Source organism: Microbacterium sp. NPDC064978, assembly GCF_044543605.1.
In the GTDB taxonomy this organism is placed as follows: domain Bacteria; phylum Actinomycetota; class Actinomycetes; order Actinomycetales; family Microbacteriaceae; genus Microbacterium; species Microbacterium meiriae.
Window position 1 is genome coordinate 596,046 of sequence record NZ_JBITWF010000001.1, and the last position, 11,424, is coordinate 607,469.

Below are 11,424 nucleotides of genomic sequence, written 5' to 3' on the forward strand. Positions count from 1 at the left end.
CTCAGGCGAACAGCTCCGCCCCCACGTGCGAACCCGGTCGCGCGCCCGGCGGGATCGCCCACATGCCTGAGCCCACGTGACGGATGTACTCGTTGAGACGGTCGGTCGACAGTCGGCGCTGCAGGCTGATGAACTGGGCGGGATCACGCTGGTAGGACAGGAAGAACAGCCCGGCGTCGAGTCGCCCGAGGGCGTTGTTGCCGTCGACGTAGTTGTACCCACGGCGCAGGATGCGGATGCCGTCGTTCTGCTCGGGATGCGCGAGCCGGACGTGACTGTTCGCATCGATCTTCGTGCCGCGGAAGTCCGGGGCCGTGAACTCGTCACCGCCGGAGAGCGGCGCCCCCACGCCCTTGTCCCGTCCGATGATCGTGTCCTGCTCGGCCAGCCGCACCCGGTCCCAGGTCTCGATGAGCATGGCGATCTTCCGCGCGACGAGGTACGAACCGCCGGCCATCCAGGACGGCTCGTCGTCGGTCGAGACCCAGACGTGGTCCGCGAGCGCCGTGGCGTCGTCGGCGAGGATGTTGGCCGTGCCGTCCTTGAAGCCGAAGAGGTTGCGCGGCGTCGCCTGGCCGGCCGTGGTGCGAGAGGTCTTACCGAATCCGAGCTGCGACCAGCGCAGGCGCGCCCGCCCGAACGCGATGCGGCTGAGGTTGCGGATCGCGTGAACCGCGACCTGGGGGTCGTCGGCACAGGCCTGGATGCACAGGTCGCCGTGCGACGCCTCGGGATCGAGGTCGTCCCCGAGGAAGGCCGGAAGCCGCTCGAGACCGGGTGGCCGCTGGGCGGCGAGACCGTAGCGATCGCCGTCCTCGTTCTCGAACAGTCCAGGACCGAACCCGAACGTGAGGGTCAGGCCCGCGGCGGGGAGCCCCAGCGCCTCCCCCGTGTCATCCGGGGGCGCTTCGGCGGGACCGTTCACCGCGCCGCTCGCACTCACCTCCAGGCCCTGCGTCATCCGTGCCGCGGCGTACGACCAGTCCTGCAACAGGGAGATGAGGTCGTCCCGGTCGGTGCGGGGCATCATGTCGAAGCTCGCGAAGTGCAGGTGGTCCTGCACGGGCGTCGTGATGCCCGCCTGGTGCGCGCCGAAGAACTCGTACCGCGACTCGGCGTCTTCCGCGGCTCGTGCGCGTCCGAGCGCCACGCCGCCGGCCGTCCCGGCCCCGAGGCCGACGGCCAGGCCCGCGACCCCGCCGCCGACGGCCAGCCCGAGCAGCCCGCGGCGGCTGAGACCGCCGCCGGAGGGCGCAGTAGGCACCCCCGCTGATGCCTCGTGGGCCTCCGGTTCCGACTCGTTCACGTCCATGCCTGCCCGTGCACCGTCGTCAGTCGAGCACCGTGCCGGTGAGCTGCGAGAGCGGCTCCGCCAGGGCGTTGATGAGATCGGTGAACTCCCGCTTGTCCGCTTCGGTCAGCTCGCCGTACCCCACGAAGCCCTCTGCGAGCGAGCCGTGCGCGGTGAGGGACTCCTCGAGGGCGGTGTATCCGGTCTCGATCTCGGAGACGAGGGCCTCGCCGTCGTCTCCCTGCGCCGCGGCGAAGTCCTGCACCAGCGAGAAGGCCATCTTGGAGCCCTCGACGTTCGCGGCGAAGTCGAAGAGATCCGTGCCGGACCACCAGTCCTCCTCGCCGGAGATCTTGCCGGTGGCCACCTCGTCGAGCAGGGCGATCGCGCCGTTGGAGATGCCGCCGATCCCCTGGTCGTCCAGTGCGGTGGTGAAGTCGTCCGAGTGCACGTAGTCGTACAGCTCCTGCACGTCGGCCAGGAGCAGGTCGCCGTAATCGGCGCGCTCCGCGGGCGTGGACGGCGCCCAGTCCTGCCATGCCGGGGTCTCTCCGTCGGCGTTCAGCGCGTCCTTCGCCGGCACCCAGAGGTCCTTCTCGATGCGGTGGAAGCCGGTCCAATCCAGGCCCTCGGCCACCGCATCGACCTCTCGATAGTCGATCCGCGGGTCGAGGTCCCCGAGCGCCTCGGCGACGGGCTCGATGCGCTCGTAGAACGCCCTCGTCTGTGGGAAGAGCGTGCGGGCGGTCTCGTCGTCGCCGGACTCGTAGGCGGCCACGAGGTCTTCCACGGCCGGCACGAGCTGCCCGACCTGATCCTTCACGAACGCCCCGTAGAGATCGACGGCCTTCTGCTTCTGCTCGGCGTCGGGGCCGTCCACCGCCACGCGGTCTCCGGTCACCGTGAACGAGGCCCGGCCGACACCGTCGCCGACCATGCCCGGCTTGCAGAGCGTGAAGTACTCGCCCGGCTGGGCGACCACCGTGAGGGTGCGGGACGCAGCCGGGGCGATGTTCTCGACCTCGCCGACGATCCGCAGACCGTCCTCGGCCAGCAGGTAGAACTCGGAGACCTGGTCGGTGTCGTTCTTCACATCGAACGTCAGCGTCCCGCTCTTCGCGGTGGACGCGGAGACGGCGCAGTCCGTGGCGGTGGATGAGACGTCGAACGCCGCCGTCGCCTGGGCATCGCTCTTCGCGACGCAGCCGCTGAGGAGGAGGACGGCGGTGCCCGCGGCGGCTGCCGCGGCGAGGACCCGGTGCGAGGTGATCATGCTGCTCCTTGCTGTGTGAGGGAGGACGTCGGGGTGGCGGCGGAGGCGCCGCGCGTCGAAGGGCGTGCCGAGCGGAGGCCGCGGAGGTAGAGCCCACCCACGACCAGGATGTAGAGGCCCCAGGCGAGCACCTGCAGCCAGGTCATGGCGGGCATGAAGCCGACCGTGGCCTGCAGGACGGAGGCCAGCGCGCCGCCGGGAGCGATCGCCGCCGACACGTCGAACGCCCAGCCGAACGGGAAGCCGGCCGCGCCCACGGCGACGGCGCCGGTGACCGGGTCGAGCGGAGCGGCGGCGGTGAAGGGACCGGGAAGTGCTCCCGCCTCCTGCAGATCCATCAGGGCGTAGGCGAGGACACCGGCCGCGACGATCACGAGGAAGCCACCCGTCCAGGCGAAGAACCGCCGCAGGTCCAGGCGCAGCGCCCCGCGGGAGATGAGCCAGCCGAGCAGGACGGCCACGGAGAGTCCCAGGAGCGCGCCGAGGAGGGCCGAGGGGGCATCACCGAAGGACTGCACCATCGACCACAGCAGCAGCGTGGTCTCGATCCCCTCCCGGGCGACGGAGACGAAGCCGATCGCGATGAGCGCCCAGAGACCGCCCACCGTCAGCGCGCGGTCGATGCCCCCCTCGAGGGTCGCCTTCATGGTGCGGCCGGCACGCTGCATCCAGAAGATCATCCACGTCACCATCGCCACCGCGACGAGGGACAGCCCGCCGCCGATCAGCTCCTGCGCCTGGAACGTGAGTTCGTAGGCCCCGAAGGTGAGGATCGCGCCGATGCCCAGAGCGAGGGCGACCGCAAGGCCGACCCCGGCCCACATCTTCGGCAGCGCGTCACGGCGACCGAGACGGCGGAGGTAAGCGACGAGGATGCCGACGACGAGCGCGGCTTCGAGACCCTCGCGGAGTCCGATGAGGAAGGTGGCGAGCACGGGAGACACTCTCTGGCAGGCGACTGAGGTAAGGCATCCCTTACCGACGAGACTCTAGCACCGTGATCGGCGCCCGCCCGACACCGGCCACCGAAGTAATGGAATGCAACAGAGCATCCTCGGGCCTCATCCGCGACATAGCCTCGGTCCATGGCTGAACTCTCGCTCCCCATCCTCGACCTGTCCCAGCTCGACGACGGCCCCGAGGCCGCGGCGCGTTTCCGCGACGACCTCCGCGCGGCCACGCACGATGTCGGCTTCTTCTACCTGACCGGCACCGGCATCTCTCCCGAACTGGAAGCGCGGCTGCATCAGGCCGCCCTCGACTTCTTCGCTCTGCCGGAGGAGGACAAGCTCGCGATCGAGAACGTCAACAGCCCGCACTTCCGCGGCTACACCCGGGTCGGCGGGGAGCGGACGCAGGGCAAGGTCGACTGGCGCGAGCAGATCGACATCGGCCCCGAACGGGAGCCGGTCGAAGGGGGACCCGCCTTCAACCGCCTCACCGGACCGAACCTCTGGCCCGCAGCGCAGCCGGAGTTGAAGGAGGTCGTCACGGAGTGGCACGACACCCTCACGGAGATCGCCCGCAAGCTCCTGCGGGCCTGGGCCCTCACCCTCGGGGCGGAGGAGAACTACTTCGACGAGCCGTTCCGCGATCCGTCCACCCTGATCAAGATCGTGCGATACCCGGGAACGAACGAGCCGGAACCGCAGCAGGGCGTCGGTGCGCACAAGGATTCCGGCGTGCTGACGCTGCTCTGGGTGGAGCCGGGCAAGGGCGGACTCCAGGTCGAGCGTGACGGCGAGTGGGTGTCGGCTCCCCCGGTGCCGGGCGCCTTCGTCGTCAACATCGGCGAGCTGCTCGAGTACGCCACCGGCGGCTACCTCAAGGCGACGAACCACCGGGTGATCTCGCCACGGGCGCCGGAGGAGCGCATCTCGATTCCGTTCTTCTTCAACCCGGCGCTCGATCAGCAGCTCCCGTTGCTCGAGCTCCCTGCCGACCTCGCCGCCGAGGCGACCGGAGTCACCGAGGACCCGAGCAATCCGATCCACGCGACCTACGGCGAGAACGCCATGAAGTCCCGACTGCGCGCACACCCCGACGTGGCGGCCATCCACCACCCTGATCTCGTGGGTGCCACCGCCTGACGGGGTCTCAGAACGACGTCTTGCCGCCCAGGGCGACGATCTCCCGCAGCGCCTGGAGGTGCGCTGCGAAGGCGTCTCGGCCCGTGCTCGTCGACCGCACCCACGTGCGCGAGCGCCCGCCGACGGTCCCCTTGCGCGCGGTCACGTATCCCGCCGCCTGCAGATGGGTGATCGCCTTGCTCAGGGGCGAGTCGCCACACTGCAGCATCTCGCGCAGCGCCGCGAAGTCGAGTTCCATCCCGTCTCCCAAGCCCGCCATGAGCGAGAAGCGGATCGGGGACGCGAAGTTGTCATCCAACCGCGTTCGCGGGTGCGGGACGGCATGGGAGTCAGTCACGTTCCGCACGTCCCGGGATGCAGGTGACCACCGCGAAGCACACGATCACGGCAACCCCACCCCAGACTCCGGCCCACCCCGCATCGCCGAGCACTCCCGCACCCAAGACGAGGGTCACCGGAACGCACGCGGCGAGCAAGAAGACGAGCACATGCGGCCACCGCCACGACGCGCCGATCGCCGGCAGCCCGACCTCCGAGGTCGAGACCGCTATCCACGCCACCAGGCAGAGCATCACGAGCAGCGAGATCGCGCTTCGCAGCACATCGTCCGGCGATCCCGCCAGCATGGTCAGCACTCCGATCGCGATGCCGACCAGGGCGGTGCCCCAACGACGTGGGCCCTTAAGAGCGACGGGACCCGGGCGGGAACGGTGCGAGTCGTTCGACGCTCGGAGGAGCTGCACGACTCCGTGCCCCCCGATGCCGACGAGCACCACGGCGGCGGGAAGGAGTACCACGGCTTCGGGGAGCCGCGTGTCCAGGGCGGCGAAGCCGAACACCACGAGTGCGCCGATGAGAACCGCTCCCCCTCCGAGCAGGAACGGCAATCGTGAACGCGTCATCCGCCACTGCAGCCCGGTGCGCTGCGCCATCCCGCTGGACAACTGCCCCCACACGAGGAAGGTGAACAGGACGATCTGCGACGCCAGCACATCGCCGCGCCGGAGAACGAGTGCGAAGGCGACGAGGTAGGCGGCCGTCACCACCGCGTTGCCGATCTCCAGCCGCGCGAGGGCACGCCGGTCGACCGCGCGATCGCGGCGCTCGACCGCCGCCTGGGCCGCTGCCAGGTACTGACTGGCGGTCTCGGAGTCCGGCGGGGCCAGAGGGTCCTGACCAGCGATCGGTTTCTGCTCCATCGTGGCCTCCCCGACTTTCCTGGTGGAAAGCTCTAGAACTTTCCTACCGGAAAGTGATGGCCAGGACAAGTCCGGACATGACGAAGGCCGCCCCACACCGTGGGGCGGCCTTCTCAAGAATGTTCTGCGCGATTGAACGCGGGGTCCGTGGTGCCTTATCGGCGAAGACCAAGGCGTGCGATCAGCGAGCGGTAACGCTCGATGTCGACGCTCTGGAGGTAGCCGAGCAGACGACGGCGCTGACCCACGAGCAGGAACAGACCACGACGCGAGTGGTGGTCGTGCTTGTGCTCCTTCAGGTGCTCGGTGAGGTCCTTGATGCGCTGCGTCAGCATCGCGGCCTGCACCTCGGGGGATCCGGTGTCACCGGGGTGCGTCGCGTACTCTTCGATGATCGCCTTCTTGACGTCTGCTTCCAGTGCCATAGATTCGATCCCCTCTCTGCTTGTTGCGCGGCGCCCGACGCCTGATGCGTGAGCTCTCTTTATCCGCGGCCGATCGAACGGCAACCTGACGAGTCTACCAGCCCGGACGACCACGGCGGGACACGGCGCCGGGGACGAGGCGCGTGGGGTCAACTAGGCTCGGGATGTGCAGAAGAAGACCGCCCTGTGAGCTCCCGACGCGGCCATCTGATCGACCTGACTCCGCTGAAGGCGAGCCCGGCCTTCGCCCGGATGTGGATCGGCTCGACACTCGCCGGCATCGGCGGTCAGCTCACCATCGTGACCGTGATGCTGCATGTGTTCGATCTGACCGCGAGCACGTTCGCCGTCTCGATGATCGCCGTCGCGGGCCTCCTCCCGATGATCCTCGCCGGCCTCTACGGCGGGATGCTCGCCGACGCGTTCGACCGGCGGCGGGTCGCGCTCATCGCCGCCACGGTGACCTTCGCCTCCACGGGGCTGCTCGAGGCGCTCACCTGGACCGGCACGGAGACGATCTGGTGGCTGTACGCGCTGAGCATCGTGAACTCGGCGGCGAACTCCGTCGGCATGGCCACGCGGACCGCGATCGTCCCCCGCCTGATCCCCCGCAGCATGCTCGCGGCCGCGTCCGCGCTCAACGGCGTCGCGTTCGGGCTCACGGTCATGGCGGGTCCGGCCCTCGCCGGGCTCCTCGTGGCGCTCACCGGATACGGCTGGACGTACACGATCGACGTCGTGCTCATGCTGTCGATGTTCCTCGGCCTGTGGACGCTCCCTGCCCTGCGCCCTGAAGGCGACATCGTGCGTCCCGGCCTCGCCTCGCTCGTCGACGGCTGGCGCTTCCTCCGCCGGGCGGGCAACATCCGCATGCAGTACGTGATGGACATCATCGCGATGACGTTCGGACAGCCGCTCGTGCTCTTCCCGGCACTCGGCACGGTCATCCTCGGCGGCGGGGCCTTCACCACCGGCATCCTCACGGCGGCGGTCGCCGTCGGCACCTTCTCCTCGAGCCTGTTCTCCGGGCGCGTGGTGCAGTACCGGTGGCACGGCCGCGGCATCGCCCGCGCGGTGGAGGCCTACGGCGCCGCCATCGCGCTGTTCGGTCTCGTTCTCCTGGCCGGCGCGTTCTCCCCGACGCCTGCCGGAGAGGACCGGCCGCACGTCGCACTGATCGTCGCCGCCTGCGTGGCGCTGGCCCTCTCCGGCGCGTCGGACAACGTCAGCTCGATCTACCGCAACACCATGATGCAGGCGGCGGTGCCGGACGCCATGCGCGGACGCCTGCAGGGCCTGTTCGTCGTGGTGGTGACCGGTGGCCCCCGCGTCGGCGCCCTCTACGCCGGGACGCTCGCGACGCTGACGTCACTGTGGTTCCCGCCGCTGCTCGGAGGGATCATCGTGATCGCCCTCGTCGCGGTCCTCGCCCGGCGGCATCCTCGTTTCCGCGACTACGACGCAGAGAACCCCGAGCCCTGACGGGCCCGGGGTTCACAGGGTCTGCGCGTCAGTCCTGCTGCAGCGCACCCTGGAGGTCGAGCGTGATCGTGACGTCCTTGCCGACGAGCACGCCGCCGGTCTCCAGCGCGGCGTTCCAGGTGAGGCCGAAGTCCTCGCGGTTGATGACGGTCTTGGCGGAGGCGCCGGCCTTGTAGTTGCCCCACGGGTCGCTGCCGAAGCCGCCGAAGTCGAGTTCGAAGGTGACCGGCTTCGTGATGCCGCGGATGGTGAGGTCGCCGTCGACGAGGAAGTCGCCGCCCTCGACGCGGGCGCCGGTCGAGACGAACTCCATGGTCGGGAAGTTCTCGGTGTCGAAGAAGTCGGCGGAGCGGAGGTGCTGGTCGCGACCCTCGTCCTTGGTGTCGACGGAGGTCACGTCGACGGAGGCCTCGACCTTGGCTTCGAGGGGGTTCTCCGGAGCCACGAGCGTCGCGCTCTTCACACCGAAGGTGCCGCGCACCTTCGAGATCATCATGTGGCGGACGCTGAACGTCACCTCGCTGTGGGACGGGTCGAGGACCCAGGTGCCGGGGCGGTAACCGGGGATGTCGATGCTGCTCATGATTGCTCCTCAGGAGACGTCGGCCGCGGCGGCGGCGAAGGGATGGCACCGCGATCGTCCGCGGCACCCTTCCGACAACATACATTCACTCGCATGTATTCCCGTGACGAACAGAAATGTCTCGACATGCAGAAGCGCCCCGCACCACGGGGTGCAGGGCGCTTCGGAGCGACGAAGTCAGCCGACGGCGACGAGATCGATGATGAAGATCAGCGTCTTGCCGGAGAGGAAGTGTCCTCCCCCGGCCGGGCCGTACGCGAGGTGCGGCGGGATGATCAGCTCGCGGCGGCCACCGACCTTCATTCCGGGGATGCCGTCCTGCCAGCCCTGGATCAGGCCGCGGAGCGGGAACTGGATGGTCTCCCCGCGACCCCACGACGAGTCGAACTCCTCGCCGGACTCGAACTCCACACCGGCGTAGTGGACGGTCACGGTGTCGCCGGGCTTGGCCTCGGCGCCGTCACCCTCGATGATGTCGCGGATGACCAGTTCTGCGGGGGCAGGGCCGGTCGGGGCGTCGAACTCGGGCTTTGTGCGATCAGTCATGGCTCCATCCAACCCGACCGTCGCGCGGCCGGTCAACGCGACGGTACCTGCTCACAGCGAACACCTCGCCGAGGGACTCCGCTCCGAAGTCCCTCGGGGCTCTTGACAGTTCGCGGGACGCGGGTGCACCCTGGTGGCAGATCAACTCAGCGCCCGGGAGACATGCAGGCATCGCCGCAGCACCGGGCGCTGAGTCTGTCTGCCGGGGCGCCGCTCAGTAGGCCAGCAGCGCGGCGCGTGCCGCCCTGGTCCGGATCAACAGGGCACGCTCGTCCTCGACGGCGAGCGGGTCTCGTCCGGTGATCGCCCGCTGACGGACCGCGGCCAGAGCCGTCGCATCCTTGATGAATTCGCGCATCAGCGGCCGGCGGTCGCCGCGCAGCTGCGCGGCCCAGGCGAGCCCCACCTTGCGCCCGGCCGGCGTGGCCAGCATCGTGACCTCCTCCGGCGTGAACCAGCCGGCGGCCGCATACTCGGCCAGGCGGGCCCGGGTGAGCCGCGCCTCCTCCCTGCGCAAGGCGATGATCCCGAGGATGAAGCCGATGAACAGCGGCACCTGCAGGGTGAAGTAGAGGCCGAAGAAGTCCGCGAATGTGGCCGATCCGTTCCACAGCGCGTGCAGGAGGATCGCCCCGACCATGCCGAGCAGGCCGGCCCCGGCGGCCGCTCCGGCGGAGGCGTGCCGGCGGGCCACGAGGCCGATCGCGAATCCGGTCAGCGAGGTGAACATCGCGTGCGCGAACGGCGACAGCACCGCCCGCACGATGAACGTGACGCCGAGCTGCTCTCCGCCGCCCTCGATGAGGCTGATGGCGAAGTACTGGATGTTCTCGGTGAACGCGAAGCCTGCACCGACGAGCGCCCCGTAGACGACGCCGTCGACCGGCCCGTCGAAGGACCGCCGCGCGAGCAGGAAGATGAGGAAGACCCCGAGGCCCTTCCAGAACTCCTCGACGATGGGGGCCTGGACCACCGCCGAGAACTCCTCGGAGCGGATGCCCAGCAGCATCGTGAGCCCGATGTCGACGAGGAGCGTGAGGCCGACGGCGGCGACCGCACCCCAGGCGATGGCGAACGCGACGAGGCGCTTGGGCTCGGGCTCCCAACGGTCGATCATGCGCACGCCGAGGAAGACGATCGTGAGCGGGATCACAGCCAGGACGAGCCCGATCACCGAGGCGGTCGGGCCGAGGGCCCAGCCGAAGTAGCCGATGAGTGCGAGCAGCAGGAAGCCGAGGAAGCCGAAGAGCCACAGCGAGATCGTGCGGCCCTTCTTGTTCGGCACCGGGAGAGCCGGCAGCGACTCCGCGGGCGACGGCGCGACCGGCGCCGGCGGTGTGTAGGGCGTGGGTTGCGCGAGAGCCGACGCATAGCCCGGCTGCTGTCCGTAGGACGGCGGCAGGTAGGGCGATTGCGCGTACTGCGCGGCGGAGTACGCCGAGGGCTGTGGTGGTGTCCCCGCCGGGGGCGTGTATCGGGCGGGCTGCTGGGGGTCGGACGGTCCTCCGAAGGTCATGGTCAAAGCTTATGGGGCACAAGCTTGCGCGCCGGGCTCTGGGGGCTTCCTCCACCCGACCGGCCGCAGGCACCCGGTAGCGTAGAACCATGCGGTTCGCTCACCTGCGCCGTCCAGACTCCTCCCGTGCGGTTCTCGCCGTGGTGGAGGGCTCGGACGCCATCCTCGTCTCCGATCTCCTGTCCGACGCGCCTGCCACCCTGCAGCAGCTGATCGAGCGAGGGGACGCCGGACTCGACGAGCTCCGCGCCGCCCTCCGCGACGGCACGGCCCCGCGCCACCCGCTGACCGACTGGGGTTTCGCCTCCGCGGTCATCGCGCCGCCGGCGGTGCTCGCCGTCGGGCTTAACTATGCCGCCCACTCCAGCGAGCTCGGCCTCAAGACCGACGCCGCGCCGACCGTGTTCACCCTGTGGCCCAACTCGCTCACCGGTCACGATCAGACCACCTCCTGGCCGCGGAGCCTCAGCGAGGCCGTCGACTACGAGGCCGAGCTGGGCGTGCTCATCGGCACCCCCGCGAAGGACGTCCCGGAGGCGGACGCCCTCGCGCACGTCTGGGGTTACACCGTGGTCAACGACATCACCGCCCGGAACATCCAGTTCTCCGAGGCGCAGTGGTCCCGTTGCAAGTCGTTCGACGGCTTCACCCCCACCGGCCCGTTCGCGGTGACCGCCGACGAGATCGCCGACCCGCAGGACCTCCACATCTGGACCGTCGTCGACGGGCACACCGTGCAGGACGCCAGCACCGACCAGATGGTGCGTTCGGTGGCGAAGCTCATCGCGCACCTCTCCCAGTCGCTCACGCTGCTGCCCGGCACCCTGATCTCGACGGGCAGCCCGGGTGGCGCCGGCTACTCCCGCGACCCGCAGATCTTCCTCCGCGACCGCTCGACCGTCACGGTCGGCATCGACGGGATCGGCGAGCTCACGACGCACTGCCGCATCCTCGACTGACTCGGACGCGACGAAGGGGACGGGAGCTGCGAGCTCCCGTCCCCTTCCCGTATCCGGTCG

General features: G+C 69.7%; 12 protein-coding genes. 3 read left to right on the top strand and 9 right to left on the bottom strand.

Features of this window, described 5'->3' with window-relative positions; translation table 11 throughout:
• Nucleotide 1: 1 nt before the first annotated feature.
• Genes efeB through efeU form a run of 3 tightly spaced genes read right to left on the bottom strand, consistent with a single transcriptional unit; the run spans nt 2 to nt 3,499 of the window.
• Nucleotides 2-1,312: an iron uptake transporter deferrochelatase/peroxidase subunit gene (gene efeB / locus ACIGJI_RS03200; RefSeq protein ID WP_396667008.1), complete on the bottom strand. Its 1,311-nt coding sequence runs from the start codon at nt 1,310-1,312 to the stop codon at nt 2-4.
• Between the two features lie 19 nt (nt 1,313-1,331).
• Nucleotides 1,332-2,564, bottom strand: coding sequence for an iron uptake system protein EfeO (gene efeO / locus ACIGJI_RS03205; protein ID WP_363444360.1), 1,233 nt, complete (start codon nt 2,562-2,564; stop codon nt 1,332-1,334).
• On the bottom strand, nt 2,561-3,499 hold the full coding sequence (efeU, locus tag ACIGJI_RS03210) for an iron uptake transporter permease EfeU (RefSeq protein ID WP_363444363.1): 939 nt from the start codon (nt 3,497-3,499) through the stop codon (nt 2,561-2,563). The genes efeO and efeU overlap by 4 nt, the downstream gene beginning before the upstream one ends.
• Before the next feature lie 150 nt (nt 3,500-3,649).
• Between efeU and ACIGJI_RS03215 the strand changes: the two genes are divergently transcribed.
• Nucleotides 3,650-4,654: an isopenicillin N synthase family oxygenase gene (locus ACIGJI_RS03215; RefSeq protein WP_187663866.1), complete on the top strand. Its 1,005-nt coding sequence runs from the start codon at nt 3,650-3,652 to the stop codon at nt 4,652-4,654.
• Nucleotides 4,655-4,661: 7 nt separating this feature from the next.
• On the opposite strand, the gene ACIGJI_RS03220 is transcribed toward ACIGJI_RS03215, so the two are convergent.
• From ACIGJI_RS03220 to rpsO, 3 genes are all read right to left on the bottom strand, one after another.
• Nucleotides 4,662-4,991, bottom strand: coding sequence for a transcriptional regulator (locus ACIGJI_RS03220; RefSeq protein ID WP_280566053.1), 330 nt, complete (start codon nt 4,989-4,991; stop codon nt 4,662-4,664).
• Nucleotides 4,984-5,853 (bottom strand): hypothetical protein, encoded by an 870-nt coding sequence (locus tag ACIGJI_RS03225; RefSeq protein ID WP_363444366.1) that lies wholly within the window; start codon nt 5,851-5,853, stop codon nt 4,984-4,986. The genes ACIGJI_RS03220 and ACIGJI_RS03225 overlap by 8 nt, the downstream gene beginning before the upstream one ends.
• A 155-nt stretch (nt 5,854-6,008) precedes the next feature.
• Nucleotides 6,009-6,278, bottom strand: coding sequence for a 30S ribosomal protein S15 (gene rpsO, locus ACIGJI_RS03230; protein ID WP_017203073.1), 270 nt, complete (start codon nt 6,276-6,278; stop codon nt 6,009-6,011).
• A gap of 186 nt (nt 6,279-6,464) precedes the next feature.
• Here rpsO and ACIGJI_RS03235 point away from each other — a divergent pair, with 186 nt between their 5' ends.
• The gene (locus tag ACIGJI_RS03235) at nt 6,465-7,760 is read left to right on the top strand and encodes an MFS transporter (protein WP_366243888.1); all 1,296 of its coding nucleotides are present in this window, start codon (nt 6,465-6,467) and stop codon (nt 7,758-7,760) included.
• Between the two features lie 28 nt (nt 7,761-7,788).
• On the opposite strand, the gene ACIGJI_RS03240 is transcribed toward ACIGJI_RS03235, so the two are convergent.
• The 3 genes from ACIGJI_RS03240 to ACIGJI_RS03250 all read right to left on the bottom strand — a co-directional run bounded on the left by ACIGJI_RS03240 (nt 7,789) and on the right by ACIGJI_RS03250 (nt 10,405).
• Nucleotides 7,789-8,343, bottom strand: a complete 555-nt coding sequence (locus ACIGJI_RS03240) for a YceI family protein (protein WP_187663862.1) — start codon at nt 8,341-8,343, stop codon at nt 7,789-7,791.
• Nucleotides 8,344-8,520: 177 nt separating this feature from the next.
• Complete coding sequence (locus tag ACIGJI_RS03245) at nt 8,521-8,889, bottom strand: FKBP-type peptidyl-prolyl cis-trans isomerase (protein WP_025103196.1); 369 nt, start codon at nt 8,887-8,889, stop codon at nt 8,521-8,523.
• Nucleotides 8,890-9,103: 214 nt separating this feature from the next.
• Complete coding sequence (locus tag ACIGJI_RS03250; RefSeq protein ID WP_268776448.1) at nt 9,104-10,405, bottom strand: PrsW family intramembrane metalloprotease; 1,302 nt, start codon at nt 10,403-10,405, stop codon at nt 9,104-9,106.
• Between the two features lie 89 nt (nt 10,406-10,494).
• Between ACIGJI_RS03250 and ACIGJI_RS03255 the strand changes: the two genes are divergently transcribed.
• Nucleotides 10,495-11,364, top strand: a complete 870-nt coding sequence (locus tag ACIGJI_RS03255; RefSeq protein ID WP_315637021.1) for a fumarylacetoacetate hydrolase family protein — start codon at nt 10,495-10,497, stop codon at nt 11,362-11,364.
• Nucleotides 11,365-11,424: the final 60 nt, after the last annotated feature.